Source organism: Candidatus Endomicrobiellum cubanum, from assembly GCF_031278955.1.
In the GTDB taxonomy this organism is placed as follows: Bacteria; Elusimicrobiota; Endomicrobiia; order Endomicrobiales; family Endomicrobiaceae; genus Endomicrobiellum; species Endomicrobiellum cubanum.
This window is the reverse complement of the sequence record NZ_JAITJM010000044.1, coordinates 1-18,922: the sequence shown is the minus strand read 5'-3', so window position 1 is coordinate 18,922 and position 18,922 is coordinate 1. Positions and strand designations below refer to the sequence as shown.

Genomic DNA, 18,922 nt, shown 5'->3' with positions numbered 1-18,922 from the left:
GACTCTTTAGAAAGTTTTAATAATATGTAATAATGTCAAAATGAGACAAAAATATGGACAAAATTTTTTAGTTGATAATAACATTGCAAATAATATTGTAAATGCTCTGAATTTAGAAATAAATGATGAGGTTTTAGAGATAGGCCCTGGCAAAGGTATTTTAACTAAACTTTTGTATCCTAAAGTTAAGTTTCTTACATGTATAGATATAGATTCTTACTTGGTAGATAGATTGAATTGTTATTTTGTAGATAACAATATTAAGAATGTAAAAATTATTAATGAAGACTTTCTTAAATATCAAGTGCCCACGCAAAATAGATTAAAGTTTATTTCAAACTTACCTTACAATGTTGGTACTGCAATAATTCAAAAGTTGTTACCTTTAACTAATTGGACAGAAGCTGTGTTTATGTTACAAAAAGAGGTTGTGTCTCGTTTGGCGGCAAAACCTGGCAGTAAAGATTACGCATATATTTCAATATTTACGTCTTATTATACAGAAAGTCAAATATTGTTTGATGTTTCTGCAAAATGTTTTAAACCTCAGCCAAAAGTAATATCTTCAGTTATAAAACTCAAAAATAAAATGTCTATAGCGCCAGATCCTCTATTTTTTAAATTTATAAAGCACTCTTTTAGTATGCGCAGAAAAACAATTTTAAAGGTGGTATCATCATTTGAGGGATTAAACAAAAGTCAAGCTTTAGAAATTGTGGATAACTTAAAAATATCTCCTCTTTTGAGGCCTGAAAAACTTGATATTTCTGATTTTTTAAGTTTGACAACGGAAATAAAAAAGTATACAATTTGTCGAGTATAAATAATATGTTTTTTGGATAAGTTTAAAATAAAAAATGTATAATGTTGGCAACTTATCAACACTTGTGGATAACTTGGGGATTATATGAGTAAAGTGGTTTATAGTATATGGGAAAAGGTTGTGGATAACATTAAATTGTCTGTTTCTTCAGAAACGTATAATTTATGGATAGAGCCATTAAAACCTTTATCTTTTGAAAATAATGTTTTCACTTTAGAAGTGCCAAATGTTTATTTTTCTCAATGGATATCGAAAAATCAACAAAAAAATATAGAGCAAATAATATCTTTGGAATGTGGTAATAGAGTAGCGCTAGAATTTAAACCGCAACAAGATTTAGCTCAGGTAATAATAAAATCAGGAGACACGCCAGAACATACAGATGTTAATATGCCTGTTCAACAATCTGTTGTTGCTCAAAAAGATCAAATAAATCCTAAATATGTTTTCCCTGGATTTGTTGTTGGAGCTTCTAATAGGTTTGCGCATGGCTGTTGTGAGGCAGTAGCTAAAAATCCTGGCAAACAGTTTAATCCATTATTTATGTATAGTGGAGTAGGGTTAGGGAAAACACACTTGTTGTATGCTATAGGAAACTATATAAAGCAATCAATTCCAAATTCCAAGGTAATGTATGTAACTTGTGAAAAGTTTGTTACAGAATTTATAGAGTCTATAAGATTTGATAAGGTCTCAGCTTTTAAAAGTAAATATAGAGGATTAGATTGCTTATTAATAGATGATATACAGTTTTTAATGGGAAAAGAAAGTTCTCAAGAAGAATTTTTCCATATGTTTAACAATCTTTTTAATTCTAAAAAGCAAGTAGTTGTTTCTTCAGATAGGCCTCCTAAAGAGCTTGAGGGTGTTGAAGAAAGATTAATTTCTAGGTTTGAGTGGGGGGTTATTGCTGATATACAACCTCCAGATTTGGAAACAAGAATAGCTATATTGCGTAAAAAAGCTGAAGAAGAAAAAATATATGTTCCAGATGATGTTGTTATATATATAGTTTCTCAAATTAAGTCTAACATAAGACAACTGGAAGGGTCTTTACTTAGAATTACAGCATTTTCTTTGTTTACAGGGACGCCTCTTACAGTAGATTCTGTCCAGAAGATACTACACGACATTATAAAAGCAGATAATTCTGCGCGTATTACAATAGAAAGTATACAACAAGTTGTTGCAGACGAGTTTAATCTTGATATTAAAGATATGAAATCAAAACGAAGGACAGACGTTATTGCTTTTCCAAGACAAATAGCTATGTATTTAGCTCGCACATTAACCGATGAATTTTCAACAAACGCTATAGGGGATGCCTTTGGCGGAAGAGATCACTCAACGGTAATGCATGCTTGTAATAAAATAAAAGAGAAAATGGATTCAGATCCATACTTTAACGCAAAAATTAACCAGATAATTAAAAAGATTCGTAATATCTGAAAAAGCTTGTTTTTTAATTGGAAATCAAACCTTTACGCATCCCCTACTAGACAAAACAAAGAATTCATTTTAGCTTTTCCATTGGTGTTAGTGACACTTAACCGTGTACCTCATCATTTCTTATTTATGGGTATGATGAACAATCTCTTCAATTATTAAAATTCTTACTTTTTGTTGCTACAAAAGTCATTAGTTGATAAAAAGTAGCTTTTATACCTTTTTTTATTGTTAAAGACTTTTGAGGTTCTTTAAATTCAATAGTTAACGACCCTTCAACATACCCTTCTTCATTGACAGGAATAAAATCAAAAGAAGATTCTCTCCTGCCATTAATAATAAAAGTTTCTCCATCATCACTAGCGCAAAATTCCCAGGCACTAGTCTGAGCTACTAACTGCAATTTGAGTAAGAGAAAATACACACAACAACATCAATAAATTAGTCTTTACAAATTTCATAGAACTTAATCGTCTCCTATAATGTTTATTTGAGAAATATATAGGTACATCACCCCATACAAAATAATTACATTGTTGTGCTTGTTTATGTAAGTTTAACTGAGGGTTAAATTAGTTAATATTTTATCACGTCTAAAGCTATATCAGTACACATTGTTTGTGTTTTTTTGTAAAAAACAAGAACGAATATAACAATCACAACTTTGGAATTATTGTTAGCTGCGTTTCTAAAATCTAGAATAATTTCACGCACTTCGTCGGCCTTAATTTGAGAGGTTGCTTCTACAGTAACAGTGGCGTAATTACCAAAATTAATAATCAATCCACCTATAACTGTACCGTCGTTATTCATTCCGTTTTATAATTGTTGTAGAGTTGTCATGGATAGGAATAGTTTTGCTAGTGACGGACTCAATCCCTCCATTACAGTAAGATATTTGAGCAAAGAACAAAAATACACAAAAGAAAAAAAAAGTTAAACTTTACAAAGCTAACTTCATTTGTGTTAGGTTTCATAAGCTAACTCTCCTATTCTTTTTATGAGTTCAGAATGGTGCTCTATTCTCCACCTCCCACAATCAATTAAGCTCTTTCAAAATATTTTTTAAAAAATAGAATATGGTAGCTTATAGCGTTGTCCCAATAAGCAACATCATGATGTCCTGGTCTAACTATATAGTCGTGAGGAATATTTTCTTTTAGTAGTCTTTGATGAAATTTTTCGTTTGCGTTAAAAACAAGAGAGTCATCATAACCACAGTCAATAATAATTGCCATTTTGTAAGTCTCTATATTATTTATAAAATTATATAAGAAATACTTTTCCCAAAGAGCTTTCTTGTTACCTAAAACGGAGCTTATATTAAAATCTTTGTTGGGACTTGCGTCTAAATCAACGGAATACTTAGTTAGAGCAAATAATATCTAAAGCTCCACTAGTACTTCCGGATGCCCCAAAAATGTCTGGATGTTTTAAACTGATCCATAAAGCGCCATATCCTCCCATGCTAAATCCAGTTATTGCTCTTGAATTTTTTGTTGCAATAGTTTTGTAATTTTTGTCTACATAGTTTACAAGTTCTTGCCAAATAAAAGTCTCATATTTACTACTACTATCTATAGGACTGTCAACATACCAATTATTTTGTCCATTAGGGCACACAAAAATAATATTATATTTGTCAGAAACATCTTTTAATTTTGGATGTATTGTTATCCACGATTTTTCGTTTCCACCATACCCGTGTAGTAAATAAATAACATTGCACTTAACCTTTGTGTTGTTTGGGGATATAATCAACGTAGGAATATTTTTGTTCATTGAAGGGCTTTTTACAAGGACATTATCTATTTTGCAGGCATATAAAATAGATACGGTAAACAATAACGTAAACAGTACAAAACTTAAACGTTTAAGCATACACTCTCCTTTTTTATATATGAGTTTTTAAAAACCCCGTACGTAAACGGTTTGTATTATTTTCCTATACAAAAAGTAGAAAATATAGTATCTAAAATATCTTCTTTAACGTTAATACCTAAAATTTCGTTTAATGCATTTTGTGCTACTTTAGCTTGGAAACATGCAAGTTCATCTGCATTTTTTGAAGACAGTTCTAATTTTGTTTTTTGTAATGCTTCTAAAGCATTATTTAATAAAGTACAATGGCGGGAGTTTATCATTAAGTTAATGTCTTGCATGTTGTTTATGCCTGCGATTTTTGCAAACTCGTCTAAAAGTGTAAAAATGCCAGTTTCTTTTTTTGCAGAGATTTTTATTTTACTAGTAAGCAAATTTAAAAAGGTAGAATTTTCATCAATAACTAGCTTTTGAGGCAAATCAGACTTGTTTAATAACCCAATTATTGGGATGCTTAATTTTGCATTGTTTAGGATGTTAGCTAACTGAATGTCGTTTTCGTCTATTGGGAAAGAACTGTCAAAAATCCAAACTAAAATGTCTGCTGAAAAAATAATTTCTCTAGTTTTTTCTTGTCCTAAAAGTTCTATAGAGTTTTCTGTATGTTTTCTGATGCCCGCAGTATCTATTATTGTAAGAGGGATTCCGTGACAATCTATAGTTTCTTCTACTGTGTCTGTAGTTGTACCTGCAATTTCTGTAACTATTGCTCTGTTTTTACCTAAAATTGCGTTTAGTAAAGAAGATTTTCCAGCATTAGGTTTGCCAATAAGTGCAACTTTTATACCATTTTGGAAAGTTTTGCTTGCTTTATAACTCTTTAAAAGAGCTTCTACATCTTTGATACAAATTTCAAGACGAGATAATTTTTCTTCCCTAGACAAAAACATAATATCTTCTTCAGGATGGTCTAAATTTACTTCCATAAAAGCCAAAAGATTTGTAATAGAATCTTTTATATTTTTTATCTTTGTAGAAAACACACCTCTAACATTATTTAAAGCAGCTTTTGCAGATGTGGCAGTCTTACTTGTTATCAAATTACAAACAGCTTCTGCTTGAGCAAGATCTTTTTTCCCGTTTAAGAAAGATCTATAAGTAAACTCCCCAGGCTCAGCAGGTCTTGCTCCAGTTTTATATAAAAGATTTAGAACCTCTTTTATTATTACAGGATTGCCATGTACAGATATTTCTACTAAATTTTGGCCAGTATAAGTGTTAGGAGCATAAAAAAAAGAGCAAAGTACTTCATCTTTTTTTTCATTACCATCTACAAGATACCCATATTTAATTTGATAGTTTTTCTTAGAAGACGTTTTAAATACTTTATTTAAGATATCAAAAGTGTCGTCTCCAGACATGCGGATTACTGCGATTGCAGATTTTCCCACAGGGGTCGATAAAGCTACTATAGTGTCTTCTTTTAAATAGTTCATTGCGCAATTAGACATTACCTTATTATCATTTTTCCAATAAATATAAATACAATAATTAAATAAAAAGAAAATAATTGTTTATTAGCTTGCTGCATAGATTTGTTATTTGTTAATAGTTCATACCCAATAAATAAAATAATAGTAGTTATAGATATTAAAGAAAATATTAAAGATGCAGTATAGACTACAATAGAGACACTAATAAAATACTTGTCTTGATTGTACTTTAAGCCAGCAGCATCTTTTAAGGTATAAATAAATAGCGCTATTAATGAGCTAGTTATACTGATAAAATAGAGAAAAGAAAAATTTATACATATACCAAGCAATATTCCAAAAGCAAAAACCAATAAAATTTTTGAAGTTACTTTTGACATAGGACCTCTTTATTAATTGCAATAAGTATATTATACAAATATTATATTGTTTAAATCCAAAGATATGTTAAATGATAAATAGGTTTTTAGAGAATCCCCAGTCAGATATAGTTCCCAAATTGGTAAAGCCAAAGTAGTTTCGTTTAAATGAGAGGACAAATAACAGCACCAGTACTGACTTTTAATTTGAATTATTCTAGCAAGTGAAAATTTTAATATCATTTTAAAGGGAGGGCATTTTTTACTTCTATTGAGGAAAGAGTCCATCCCAAATAACTGTAATAATATGGTTAGTTATTTTCAGTAATGGTGTTATGGATAATAGAATCTTTAGAATAGTCAGTATTAACTAAATAAACATTAGTAGTTGACAAATCAATATCAGAGTTGGTAAAAGAGAGGGAGTTGTTATTAATGAGGAGGTTATCTACCTCAGTAGTATTTCCTCCACGAAAGGATACCTGAGCAAAGGATATTTGTTTGCAGTTAGAAATAGAAGAACTAATAGAAATGGAATTAGAGGAGATAGAGATAGTACTAGGATGATAAACAGCGTCACGGTTTGAGACTAGGTCTAGGAAAGCAGCGGATATGTTGTATACATTACAATAGGAAGAGATGTTAATGGAATTGTTGTCTAGATAAAAAGAAGAGGTGAGGGTGATAGGGTTAGAAGAATCATTTTTAGTATCAAGGTATATATAAGCGCCATAGATGTTTGATATATTAGAAAAGCTAGAGATGTTGATAGAGTTATTAGTAAAGGAGAAAGTAGAATTAATGAGATTATTTGAAGGAGTGATACTGGAAATAGCATTACTTAACAAAGAAAAAGAGCCATATAAGGAAGAGTGATTTAAATCATTATAAATGGTAAGAGAATTAGAAGAACAGATAAAGGAGTCTTTAAGAAGGACATTGGAATCACCATATGAAACAGAAGAAGAAGCAAAAGGGAAATTAACAGAGCCGAAGATGGCGCGGTAACCTGACATAGTAGAATGAATAACAAGAGAGTTATTAGAAGAGACATTAAAGTTAGAAGAAAGCCAAGGGGAAGAAAAATCTATTCTTCCACAATCAGGATTAGAAGAGTCAGTAATAGTACTATTGCCAGAGATGTCATAATTAGGAGTATTAGTGATATTTAATAGTTTGAGTAGTGTAGAAGAGAAGAGAAGAGAAGAGAAGAGAAGAGAAGAGAAGAGAAGAGAAGAGAAGAGAAGAGAAGAGGGACTTTTTAAATGCTTTAAAAAGTTTGATAATTTAAACATATAATGTAACTGCCTCATTAGTTTAGAAAATAAAGGGTTATAGATAGATTTAAGTTTTATTGTTTTAAAACTTTTTTGTGTTTATAAATAATATGATATATTTTTATTCAAAAATATTCAATTATATGTAGTTTTTTCTGCTTGCCTTGAGCTATCTAAACTAACTTTTTATTTACCTTAAAATGATCAATAAATTTTGTAAGTATAAGTGTTAAAGCGCCATCTCCTGTAATATTGCAAGCTGTGCCAAAACTATCCTGTAATGCAAAAATACTCAGGACAAGTACTGTTGCGTTGCTGTCAAATCCAAGTATGCTTGTAATAAGCCCTAAAGACGCTATTACTGTACCGCCTGGCACACCTGGCGCGCCTACTGCAAACACTCCTAATAATAGACAAAACAAACCCATGAGACCAACAGAAGGCAAATGTCCATAATATATTTGCGAAACAACCATTACAAAAAACACTTCAGTAAGAACAGATCCGCAAACATGTATATTTGAAAAAAGAGGTATGCCAAAATCTACCATGTCTTTATCTAATACTTCTGACTTTCTTGCACATTCTAGTGCAATAGGAAGAGTTGCCGCAGAGCTCATAGTGCCAATTGCTGTAAGATATGCAGGGCCATAATATTTTAAGATTTTAAATGGATTTTTTTTAGAATATATAGCAGCAAAAACATATAAAACAGTTAGCCAAATGAAATGTCCTATAATTACTATTAATACTATAACTGCAAAAATTGGCAACTGTTTTGTAATAATACCTTCATAAGATAAAGAACAAAACGTACAGCCAACAAAGAATGGTAGTATTGGGGTTAATACTTTTGTAACTATAGAAAGAATTATTTGGTGGAATTCTTCTAATAATTTTATTGTAGTTACAGACTTTGTCCAACGAGTAGCTATTCCAATAAGAACAGAAATAACCAAAGCACTTATTACATTCATAATAGGAGGGAAATTTAATTCAAATACTACTTTTGGTAATTCTATTGTTTGAGTAATACTAGAACTTATACTCAGGTAAGGAATAAGTTCAAATCCTGCAAATACAGCCATAAATGCTGCTCCTATACTTGATATGTAAGCTAACAAAAAAGCAAATTCTAAAACTTTAGAAACATTTTGTCCCAGCTTAGTAATGGAAGGTGTTATAAAACCAATAACAATAAGAGGAACACAAAAGAATATAAAAGAGGCTAAAAGTTTTTCTATAGTAACGACAACTTGCATAATAATAATATTATTGACGTAACATCCAACTACTATTCCAATAAACATGCTTAAAATCAGTTTTGCTGGCAAACTCCTTGCGAATTTTATCATACTCAACCTCTTTTTAACCTTAATTATAAATTATGTAAAAATAGTTTAAAGATTACAAATATTAACTTTTAAAGGACAAAGATAGTTAGAAAACACAATTATTCTTTCATAAACTAATAAAAATAAAATTTTCACATGCAAATGATTATTAAATATTTGGTTAAAAAATTAATTGTAGTTTTCATTTCTACATCGCGACAGCCTTGAGTATTTTTCTAAACACTCTAATATGTATAAATGCTGTGGATTTTTTGACAATGCTAGGTAAAAAAACTCAGAGTCAGTCATGTAATAAGCACAAAATTTTTTACACAGTAGTTCCCAAACTGGCGCAATAAGGATATGCGTTAAGGGTTTTAGACAGGTCTTATAAATATTTGCGATGAGGTTAATTAGGATATTGAAACGATTAATTATAATTTTTGTCATTTAGTATTTCTTTTACTGTCCTGATTGTAGATTTTATATCATTTGACATTAAAATTTCTGATATCATACAAACATTGTTGGGCCCACATTTGAATACTTGTTCTATATTTGTAAATTTAATACCTCCAATTGCAACTGTTGGAATTTTTATATTATCTTTACAAAATTTTAGATATTCTATTCCTACTGGATGCATGGCATCATCTTTTGTAAAAGTTTGATATATTGGCCCTGCTCCTATATAGTCTGCGCCTTCTTGCTGTGCAAGTAAAGCTTGTTTTGGTTGATGAGTAGATATACCTATCACTATATCGTTGCCTACAATTTCTCTTGCTTTTATTATGGGTAAATCAGTTTGCCCTAAATGAAGGCCATCACTTTTTACAGCTAAAGCTATATCTATATCGTCGTTTACAATAAAAAGGCAATTATATTGTTCTGTTAATTTACGTATAACCTCACATTGTTTAACCTTTTCTATTTTCTGTTTGTATTTGTCTCTATACTGTAAAACTTTTACTCCGCTGTCTAACATTTCCTTAACCACGGTAATATTATCTTTACCATTTGACAGTTTTTCGTCTGTTATTGCATAAAATCCTTTAGGGAGTATTTTTTTCATAATATATTCAACCCTTATAATAATTTTAGTTCTAGTAATTATATCAAATCCAACTCTATTATATGCTAACACTTTAGTTTATCAGTATTCTTTATAATTTTGAAATAATATATAAAAATAATTGAAACTTTTTAATATAAAATGTTAAACTAATATAACTATGACAGTATTAAATATAGAGAAGTATGGAAGTAAAGTTTTAAGGCAAAAGTCTCAAAACGTTAATGAAATGAGTAAAGATATAAAATTACTTGCTAACGATATGTTAGAAACTATGTACTTTGCAAAAGGCGTTGGGCTTGCTGCGCCTCAAGTAGGGAAACTCTTGAGACTTTGTGTCATAGATGTAGATGAAAAACAAAAGTCCCCAATAGTTATGGTTAATCCCGAAGTTGTTTTTGGTGAGGATAAAAAATATTTAGAAGAAGGATGTTTGTCTATTCCCTCCTTTTATGAAAAAGTAAAACGCTTTGATAAAGTTACTGCTAAGTATACAGGTTTAGATGGTAACAAAAAAGAAGTTTGTGCTCAAGGTTTTTTTGCAGTAGCTATTCAACATGAAATAGATCATTTGGATGCAAAGCTTTTTATAGATTATCTGCCAGGTTTTAAAAGGAAGATAATAGAAAAAGAAATAAAAAGAAAAAGGAAAATGGGTGACTGGTGAAAATTTTATTTTTTGGTACCGCGTCTATATCTAAAGTTTATCTTGAATGCCTATATAATAATAAACATAAACTTTTTGTTATAACAATGCCAGATAAACCTGCATTAAGAGGGCATCATGTTGTAAGTCCCGTAGTTAAAACTTTTGCTATAGAAAAAGGAATAAAATTTATTCAACCTATGAAATTTAACCAGGATGTATGTGAAGTTATAAAAAGTTTTGATGCAGATGTGGGCGTTGTTGTATCTTACGGCAAACTTATACCAAGAAATATTTTTGATTTGCCGAAATTTAGAACTTTTAATATACATTTTTCTCTTTTGCCAAAATATAGAGGTGCAGCTCCTGTGCAGTATGTTTTGCTCAATGAGGAAACTAAGACAGGTGTAACATCTTTTTATATTGAAGATGACCTAGACACAGGCAACATTTTAGTACAAAAATCTGTAGATATAGAAGAAAAAGATAATGCAGAAACTTTGTTTAATAAGTTGATTCCTATAGGTGTAGATGTTATGAATCAAACTTTAGACTTATTAAAAAAAGGAGAAGTGGCAGCAAGTTCTCAAAAAGGAGTCCCTACTTTTGCTCCAGTATTTAAAAAGGAAGCAGGTTTAATAGATTGGTCTAAAAGTGCTAAAGAAATATACAATAAACTTAGAGGATTATATCTTTGGCCAGGAGTTTATTCAATATTTAACAAAGGGGAGTTGCAAGGTAAAAGAATTAAAATTTTAGCATTTGAAGTTATAGACAAGGAATCTAAAAATGACAATTACGGAACAGTTATTTCTATAGAGAAAAATATAGGGTTTATAGTTGCGTGTGGTAGAGGGAAAATACTAATTACAAAACTTCAACCAGAAAATAAATCTGTAATGTCTGCATGGTCTTTTGTTTTAGGTGGAAAGTTAAAAATAGGCGATAATTTTAATAGCATTAATAGATAAATCAACATATACATATAAGCAAATTGTGATATACTAAGGTTACAAAAGCAAGTTAGGGAGGTTGTTATGGCAATTGAGGTTAATGAAAATAATTTTTCTCAAGAAGTATTGGCTTCACATAAACCAGTTTTGGTAGATTTTTGGGCTCCTTGGTGCGGCCCTTGCAAAATGCTTGCTCCGGTTATAGATGAAATTGCTACGGAATATGAAGGTAAAATAAAAGTTGTTAAAATAAATACTGATGCAAATATGTCTTTGTCTAAGCAATATCAAATTTCTTCTATCCCTTGTTTAATACTATTTAAAGATGGAAATATAGTCCAGAGAGTGACTGGTTTTAGACCTAAAAATGATATAAAGAAACTTATAGATGGTGTCCTCTAGTGGTAGGGGTATATAATTCCCATGTACAGCATAAATTTCAGGGTCAGTAATAAGTTGTTGCATTAACTAGACCTGATCGCTTATAGAAAGACCATTCCTTTGGTTAAAATACTAATTCTGCGATATTTTTCAAACAAACTTTCGAGTATTTGTCTATATTCTTCATCAGAAAATTTTTCCACAACTCTGGATCTGTTTGTTCCTATTGACCTAAATTTGGGAGAAGTTTTTTTGATGGACTAGAGTCCACAACTAATAAGTTTGTCCATTGCTGTAATTTGTTCCATCTAAACCACGACAGAGTAATGGTTGCATGTAAAAACTATGCGTCAAGATTGTCTTTAGTACACTTTTTTCTATTTCTAACATTTCTTTTTTTGCTTTACTTAGGTTACAAGTAAAAAAATATTGCTAACAGAAAAATTAGAAATTTAGTATAATTCTTTTAGTTTTGACTTCTAAAAAAGGATATAACTGTGGTATACGATGTTATTATTATAGGAGCTGGCCCTGCTGGTCTTGCAGCAGCTATTTATTCTTCTAGAGCAAGACTTACCACTTTGTTAATAGAAAAAAATAGCTGTGGTGGGCAAATGATCATTACTGATTTGCTTGAAAACTACCCTGGCTTTAATGGTGGAATAAATGGTTTTGATCTTGCTGTGAAGTTAGAATCACAGGCTAAAGATTTTGGTGCACAGATAGTTTATGATGAAGTTACAAATATAGAAGATGGTAAAATAAAAAAGGTTGTAACAATAAATAATTCTTACCACGCAAAAACAATTATTATAGCTTCAGGAACGCATGTAAAAAAAATGAATATTCCAGGAGAGTCGGCTTTTATAGGTAGAGGTGTATCTTTTTGTGCTACATGCGATGCTCCGTTTTATAAAGATAAGGATGTGGCTGTTATAGGTGGGGGAGATTCTGCTATTCAAGAAGCTATATATTTATCTAAGTTTGCAAAAAATGTAACAATTATACATAGAAGAAACTCTTTGCGCGCAACAAAAATTTTGCAAGAGAGATTGTCGTTTTATAATAATATTTCTGTGGTGTATAATAGTATACCTAAAGAAATTATTGGTACAAGCTCTATAGAAAAAATAAAAATAATTAATATTGAAACTAATGAAACGCAAGAAATAAAAATAGATGGCCTTTTTGTTTTTATAGGATTATTGCCAAACACAGATTTTCTTACAAATATTGCTTTGGATGATAAAGGTTATATTGTTACAGATGAAAATATGCATACTTCTGCTACTGGGATTTTTGCTTGCGGCGATATAAGAAAAAAATATTTAAGACAAGTAATAACTGCAGCTTCAGATGGTGCACAAGCGGCAGTCAGTGCTGGCCACTACTTAGAAACTTTATGAAAAAATTTTTTATAATAGATGGCAATGCATATATACATAGAGCCTATCACGCTTTGCCACTTCTTACTACTACCAATAATCAACAAGTTAATGCAGTTTATGGTTTTATAAAGCTGTTATTTAAGATAAAAAATAACTTTAAACCAGACTTTATGGCAGTTTGTTTTGATTTTCCGTCAAAAAATTTTAGACATAAAATATTTACAGAATATAAAGCTAATAGAAAGCCTCTGGATGAAAGGCTTATAAGACAAATGCCAATAGCAAGAGAAGTGGTAGATGTCTTAGATATTAAAAAGGTAGAACTAGAAGGTTATGAGTCAGATGACTTGATTGCAACACTTGTAGAGCAAAACAGAATAAATGATGTTCAAATTGTTATAGTAACCGGGGATAAAGACATTTTACAGCTTGTAGAAGATGACAATATTTTAGTTTGGAATGATTCTAAAGACATAATGTACGATACTACTAAGGTTGTAGAAAAGTATGGCATTGCTCCTAAACAAATTATAGATATGTTATCTTTGATGGGAGACAGTATAGATAATGTGCCAGGCATAAAAGGTATTGGCGAGAAAACAGCAGTAAAGCTTGTACAAGAGTACGGTACATTAGAAAATATTTTAGAAAAAGCTTACTACATAAAAGGCAATGTCGGTAAATTATTACAACAATATAAAAGTGATGCTCTACTTAGCAAAAAATTGGTAGAGCTAGACAAAAATGTACCTTTAAACTATAGCTTAAAAGATTTTGAAATTAAAGATTTAAACCTGAATAAAGCAATTCCATTTTTTATAAAGTACGAGTTTAAGAGCTTAATAAAAGCGACTATCCCTAAAGACAATAATACTACTATAAATTCAAAGAAAGAAGAAAGACTGCAATTAAACGCTCCTTTTAAAATTGATTTTGAAATTGTTTCTTCAATTCAAAGAGCTACTGAGATTGCTGATCTTATCCAAAAAACGAAAATATTTTCATTAAAAACGTTAAGTTCTTTGCCAGGCTTTTTGAAAACACAAATAGTAGGAATAAGCTTATCAATAGAACAAGAAAAAAGTATAAAATCTTTTTATTTTCCTATAGGACATAATAACTTAACTGCTTGGCAAATTACTTTAAAAGGATTTAAGTCTATTTTTGAAAATATTTTTGTTTCAGACGAGATAAAAATAGTAGGTCACGATTTAAAACAAGAAAGAAACATATATAATACTAACAACATAAAATTGAGTAATATATTTTTTGACACTATGCTTGCGTCGTACTGTCTAAATCCTCAGGAGTCACATGATATTTTTGATATTGCAAAAAGATATTTAGATTTTCAAATAGACGACAGTTATTTTCTTAAAAATTTAAAAAAGGTAGTATTTGCTGATACTTCTATTGAGTATTGTGCGAAGTATGCCAGCATAATTTCTTCTTGTTCCTTTGGTGCTTACAATGTCTTTTGGGCAAAGATTGCAGGGGAAAAATTAAATAATCTTTTTTTTAATATAGAAATGCCTTTAATTGAAGTTCTTTCAGAAATGGAAATTGCTGGTATAAAAGTAGACCATTCTTTTTTACATAAATTTAATGAACAAATAGTCTCAGAACTTAAAAAAAGTGAATATGAAATATATGGAATTGCAGATAAAGAATTTAATATTAATTCTCCAAAACAGCTTGCAAATATAATGTTTGAAAAACTTCAACTTCCTGTTATCAAAAAAACAAAAACTGGTTATTCTACAGATGAAGAAGTATTATTAGCATTATCATCTTATAAAATTGCGTCTGAAATTTTAAAGTATAGAGAATTACAGAAAATAAAAAATACATACATAGATCCTATAATAAATTATTGTACTTATTATGGAAATAGAATTCACACTGTTTTTAATCAGGCTGTTACAGCTACAGGCAGACTTTCTTCTACAGATCCAAACTTACAAAATATACCTATAAAGTCTATGTATGGAAAAGAGTTTAGAAAAGCTTTTATAGCCCAAGAAGAAACAATTTTTGTTTCTGCAGATTATTCTCAAATAGATTTAAGGGTTTTAGCTCATATTTCTAAAGACAAAAAGCTTGTAGAGGACTTTAATAACGGGGCTGACATCCATTCTGCTACAGCAAGAGAAATTTTTGGCGTTCCAGAATCTCAACCTTTGCCAGAAAATTTAAGGAATGCATCGAAAGCGATTAATTTCGGAATAGTTTATGGAATATCGCCTTTTGGACTTGCAAAACAATTAAATGTCAGCATGTTACAAGCAAAAGAGTATATAGATAAGTATCTTGCAAAGTACGAAGGTGTGAAATTTTGGATGAAACAAGTTATAAGTGAAGCTTTAAGAACAGGATATGTATGTACTATAACTGGTAGAGTAAGGTATATGCCTGAACTTAGAAGCACAAGCAGAATAATAAAAAATGCGGGTGAAAGGATTGCCTTAAATATGCCTGTACAGGGAAGTTCTGCAGACATAATAAAAATTGCAATGATAAATATTTATAATGAACTTAAAAAAGACAATTGTAAATCTTTAATGCTGCTTCAAGTTCATGATGATCTCCTTTTTGAAGTGCCAAAACAAGAGAAGGAAAACTTAATTCTTTTGATAAAAAATAAGATGGAAAATGCTGTTAAGTTGAGTGTGCCGTTATCCGTAGATATAAAAGTTGGTGCTAATTGGGGTCAAATGGAAAAAGTATGAAGTTTAGAAGGATATGTCTAAAACCCTTAACACATATACTTACTGCTACATTTTTGTCTTACAGTGCCAAAATTCACAGTAATATATTATTTTAAGCCTATGAAATATTTTAAAATTAAAGCTTTGAGGTCTTAATGATAGTAGGATTAACTGGCGGTATAGCTACTGGCAAAAGTGAAAGTGCGAAGTATTTGCAAAAACTAGGGGCTTATTGTGTAGATGCAGATTTAATATCTAAGGAGCTTACTAGAAAAGGATTGCCAGCTTTCAATGGGTTGGTAAAAGAGTTCGGTAAAAATATTTTGTTTTTAAATGGATCTTTAGATAGAAAAAAATTAGGCGATATTATTTTTTCAGATAGAGAGGCTCGATGCAAGGTAGAAAAAATATTACATAAACATATAATTTTGCGTATTAAAAAAATCGTTTTTAAAAAAAGAGATGAATGTAGTATAATAATCATAAATGCTCCTCTTCTTTTTGAAGTAGGCTTAGATAAACTTTGTGATAAAGTTATTGTTGTATGGGTGCCTTATAAAATAGAAATGGGCAGACTTATTCTTAGAGACAAATTAAGCGCCCAGGAAGCAAAAAAAAGAATACAATCTCAATTGCCTATAGAAAAAAAAATGGAACTTGCAGATTTTGTTATAGATAATTCTGGCACAGAACAAAAGTTAAGAAGTAATATTATAAGTTTGTATAAATTATTGACATCTAAGTTAGAATAGTATACCATCTTATACAAAGCAAATAACTTAATAAGAATTTTTCAAATCTATAAACGTTAGTTTAAATCAATTCAAATATAACATACAGGAAAAATCAACTTATAATAATCTCTTTGTATAAAAATAATTAGAGAATTGCAGTAGTTCTAAACTCTGGAGGGAGTTAATGGAAAAAGACAGGTCTATGAATGTATCGGTTTTGTCTAAACGCACGATGACAGAATTGGTAGAGATTGCAAAAAATCTAAAGCTTGACGGCGTTGCAGGTTTGAGGAAGCAGGAGCTTATAGCGAAAATTTTTGAAGCTCAATCAAAAGCTAATAAGTTGGTTTATGATGAAGGTGTTTTAGAAATTTTGCCGGACGGTTTTGGTTTTTTACGTTCTCCAGACTATAATTATCTTCCAGGTCCAGATGATATATACATATCTCCATCTCAAATTAAAAAATTTGCTTTAAGAAAAGGTGATACTGTTGCAGGATATGTTCGTCCTCCTCAGGCTCAACAGGAGAGATACTTCGCATTACTTCAAGTAAAATCAGTTAACGGACAAGAAGATTTAGAACATATAAGAGACAGGGTTCTTTTTGATAACTTAACTCCTCTTTATCCAAATGAAAAAATAGTGCTAGAAACAAAAAAAGAAGAAGTTTCTACGAGAGTTATCGATATGCTCATCCCTATTGGGAAAGGGCAAAGGGTTTTAATTAATGCTGCTCCGAGAACTGGAAAGACAGTTCTTTTGCAAAAAATAGCAAATGCCATAACAGAAAATAATCCAGACATTACTCTTATGGTTTTGCTTATAGATGAAAGACCAGAAGAAGTTACAGATATGCAGCGTTCTGTTAAAGGAGAAGTTATATCTTCAACTTTTGATGAGCCTTCAGATAGACATATTCAAGTTGCAGAGATGGTTATAGAGAAAGCAAAAAGAATAGTAGAGAATGGGAAAGATGTAGTTGTATTATTAGACTCTATTACAAGACTTGCTAGAGCATACAATACAGCTATACCTTCAAGTGGAAGAGTTCTTTCGGGCGGACTTGATTCTAATGCACTTCAAAGACCAAAAAGATTTTTTGGTGCTGCAAGGAATATAGAAGAAGGAGGCAGTCTTACAATCATAGGTACAGCACTTGTTGAAACTGGCAGTAGAATGGATGATGTTATATTTGAAGAGTTTAAAGGGACAGGCAATTGCGAAATTTATTTGGATAGAAAACTTGCAGATAGAAGGATTTTCCCTGCTATAGATTTATTACGTTCAGGAACCAGAAAGGAAGAGTTATTATTAAATGAAGATGAGAAAAATAAGATGTGGATAATAAGAAAATGGATGAGTTCAATTAATTCTATAGAAGTTATGGAAGAGCTTAGAAAGCGTCTATGTAATTCTAAGTCAAATAAAGATTTTTTAAAACAGATGGAACTTGCCAGTATGGAAGGATTATAAGCTAAATAGAAGTTGCATAAATTTGAGTAATATTATAAAACTTCTCGTCAGAAAGTGTTGTCTAGATTCGCATAAGAATAAGTAGCTTATAAGGCACTTTGTTAAAATAAAATCCCTATCTTGATGGAATTTAACATTATTATTGGGGCTATAGCTCAGCTGGGAGAGCGCTTGCATGGCATGCAAGAGGTCAGGGGTTCAATCCCCCTTAGCTCCATTGCTTATACTTCTACTCATTTAGATTTCATCTAAATTTTATTGGCACAAGCGTCACAAAAATGTCAGAATTCTTTTTGACTTTTCTTTATAATTCTGTGTATAATTCTCTACAAACGGCGACGAGATAAGGCATAACTTTGTTTTGGGCTTCTCTAACTTGGTATTATAAGGGTACAAGGAGAGTGCAAAGCATCTGGTGAGCGCCCCGGAACCGCATCCTGGTCTAGGAGTAAGTTTTGAATAATTTTTAGAAGTTTAATTATAGATTTTTGATTATTGAATAGGTTTAAGAGGAGAGATGGCCGAGCGGTTTAAGGCGCAGTCCTGGAAAGACTGTTTGCTCGAAAGGGTAACTAGGGTTCGAATCCCTATCTCTCCGTTTTTTAGTGTCTACGTTGGAGAATTGGTTTTAGCACCTCTTTTTTAATTTACCTTCTATAGTTTTGGCGGGACCATAAAATAGGATTTACTATGAATACATTAAAGCAGATTTTCTTAAAAAAATCAATTATTCGTTACAATCCGCTTATAACAATTATCCCAAATCCTATTTTATGGTCCCGCCTTAACTAAATAGAACCTGACTTGAGCATTAGGGTCCCCTCAAACTTTCCTTTTTATGAATAAAATTCTCCTTTTTTTCTATTTCCGGTCAAGTGAACCCCCTACAAGGAATTGTAAAGCTAGCAATAAAAATAATAAAATCATATATAAATAATTAAAGGAAGAAAAAGGGACAAGGAAGAGAATTAGGCCGAATGTTTTAGTGATATTATTATGTTAAGGAATAAATA

At 30.7% G+C, this 18,922-nt stretch carries 18 protein-coding genes and 2 tRNA genes; 11 read left to right on the top strand and 9 right to left on the bottom strand.

What is annotated here, in order from left to right:
• The first annotated feature begins 40 nt into the window (after positions 1–40).
• Together rsmA and dnaA are read left to right on the top strand one after the other, a co-directional pair.
• The gene (gene rsmA / locus LBD57_RS04060) at positions 41–823 is read left to right on the top strand and encodes a 16S rRNA (adenine(1518)-N(6)/adenine(1519)-N(6))-dimethyltransferase RsmA (RefSeq protein WP_373470050.1); all 783 of its coding nucleotides are present in this window, start codon (positions 41–43) and stop codon (positions 821–823) included.
• 84 nt (positions 824–907) lie between these two features.
• On the top strand, positions 908–2,272 hold the full coding sequence (gene dnaA / locus LBD57_RS04055; RefSeq protein ID WP_373470049.1) for a chromosomal replication initiator protein DnaA: 1,365 nt from the start codon (positions 908–910) through the stop codon (positions 2,270–2,272).
• A 148-nt stretch (positions 2,273–2,420) separates the two neighbouring features.
• Here dnaA and LBD57_RS04050 read toward each other — a convergent pair whose 3' ends face one another.
• The 9 genes from LBD57_RS04050 to thiE form a co-directional block, all read right to left on the bottom strand.
• Complete coding sequence (locus LBD57_RS04050) at positions 2,421–2,672, bottom strand: hypothetical protein (RefSeq protein WP_373470048.1); 252 nt, start codon at positions 2,670–2,672, stop codon at positions 2,421–2,423.
• A gap of 173 nt (positions 2,673–2,845) precedes the next feature.
• Positions 2,846–3,082 carry a hypothetical protein gene (locus LBD57_RS04045; RefSeq protein ID WP_373470047.1) on the bottom strand — a complete coding sequence of 79 codons (237 nt, stop codon included), beginning with the start codon at positions 3,080–3,082 and terminating at the stop codon, positions 2,846–2,848.
• A gap of 230 nt (positions 3,083–3,312) precedes the next feature.
• Entirely contained in the window at positions 3,313–3,507 is a 195-nt protein-coding gene (locus tag LBD57_RS04040) for a hypothetical protein (RefSeq protein ID WP_373470046.1), read from the bottom strand.
• A 127-nt stretch (positions 3,508–3,634) separates the two neighbouring features.
• Positions 3,635–4,150 (bottom strand): alpha/beta hydrolase, encoded by a 516-nt coding sequence (locus LBD57_RS04035; protein WP_373470045.1) that lies wholly within the window; start codon positions 4,148–4,150, stop codon positions 3,635–3,637.
• A 56-nt stretch (positions 4,151–4,206) separates the two neighbouring features.
• Positions 4,207–5,586: a tRNA uridine-5-carboxymethylaminomethyl(34) synthesis GTPase MnmE gene (gene mnmE, locus LBD57_RS04030; protein ID WP_373470044.1), complete on the bottom strand. Its 1,380-nt coding sequence runs from the start codon at positions 5,584–5,586 to the stop codon at positions 4,207–4,209.
• 14 nt (positions 5,587–5,600) lie between these two features.
• A complete protein-coding gene (locus tag LBD57_RS04025) occupies positions 5,601–5,963 on the bottom strand; it encodes a hypothetical protein (RefSeq protein ID WP_373470043.1) in 363 nt (120 codons plus the stop codon).
• 290 nt (positions 5,964–6,253) lie between these two features.
• Positions 6,254–7,237: a hypothetical protein gene (locus LBD57_RS04020; protein WP_373470042.1), complete on the bottom strand. Its 984-nt coding sequence runs from the start codon at positions 7,235–7,237 to the stop codon at positions 6,254–6,256.
• 155 nt (positions 7,238–7,392) lie between these two features.
• Positions 7,393–8,574, bottom strand: a complete 1,182-nt coding sequence (locus tag LBD57_RS04015; protein WP_373470041.1) for a dicarboxylate/amino acid:cation symporter — start codon at positions 8,572–8,574, stop codon at positions 7,393–7,395.
• 409 nt (positions 8,575–8,983) lie between these two features.
• The gene (gene thiE / locus LBD57_RS04010; RefSeq protein WP_373470040.1) at positions 8,984–9,625 is read right to left on the bottom strand and encodes a thiamine phosphate synthase; all 642 of its coding nucleotides are present in this window, start codon (positions 9,623–9,625) and stop codon (positions 8,984–8,986) included.
• Between the two features lie 160 nt (positions 9,626–9,785).
• Here thiE and def point away from each other — a divergent pair, with 160 nt between their 5' ends.
• From def to LBD57_RS03965, 9 genes are all read left to right on the top strand, one after another.
• On the top strand, positions 9,786–10,292 hold the full coding sequence (def, locus tag LBD57_RS04005) for a peptide deformylase (RefSeq protein WP_373470039.1): 507 nt from the start codon (positions 9,786–9,788) through the stop codon (positions 10,290–10,292).
• Positions 10,289–11,242, top strand: coding sequence for a methionyl-tRNA formyltransferase (gene fmt / locus LBD57_RS04000; protein ID WP_373470038.1), 954 nt, complete (start codon positions 10,289–10,291; stop codon positions 11,240–11,242). Before def ends, fmt begins: the two co-directional genes overlap by 4 nt.
• Before the next feature lie 30 nt (positions 11,243–11,272).
• Positions 11,273–11,626 (top strand): thioredoxin, encoded by a 354-nt coding sequence (trxA, locus tag LBD57_RS03995; protein WP_373470059.1) that lies wholly within the window; start codon positions 11,273–11,275, stop codon positions 11,624–11,626.
• Positions 11,627–12,096: 470 nt separating this feature from the next.
• Positions 12,097–13,011 (top strand): thioredoxin-disulfide reductase, encoded by a 915-nt coding sequence (gene trxB / locus LBD57_RS03990; RefSeq protein ID WP_373470058.1) that lies wholly within the window; start codon positions 12,097–12,099, stop codon positions 13,009–13,011.
• Positions 13,008–15,722 carry a DNA polymerase I gene (polA, locus tag LBD57_RS03985; RefSeq protein WP_373470037.1) on the top strand — a complete coding sequence of 905 codons (2,715 nt, stop codon included), beginning with the start codon at positions 13,008–13,010 and terminating at the stop codon, positions 15,720–15,722. Before trxB ends, polA begins: the two co-directional genes overlap by 4 nt.
• A 134-nt stretch (positions 15,723–15,856) precedes the next feature.
• Positions 15,857–16,453, top strand: a complete 597-nt coding sequence (gene coaE, locus LBD57_RS03980; protein WP_373470036.1) for a dephospho-CoA kinase — start codon at positions 15,857–15,859, stop codon at positions 16,451–16,453.
• 184 nt (positions 16,454–16,637) lie between these two features.
• On the top strand, positions 16,638–17,909 hold the full coding sequence (gene rho / locus LBD57_RS03975) for a transcription termination factor Rho (RefSeq protein WP_373470057.1): 1,272 nt from the start codon (positions 16,638–16,640) through the stop codon (positions 17,907–17,909).
• Positions 17,910–18,053: 144 nt separating this feature from the next.
• Positions 18,054–18,126, top strand: a tRNA-Ala gene (locus LBD57_RS03970).
• A gap of 294 nt (positions 18,127–18,420) precedes the next feature.
• A tRNA-Ser gene (locus tag LBD57_RS03965) sits at positions 18,421–18,507 on the top strand.
• The last annotated feature ends 415 nt before the right edge of the window (positions 18,508–18,922 follow it).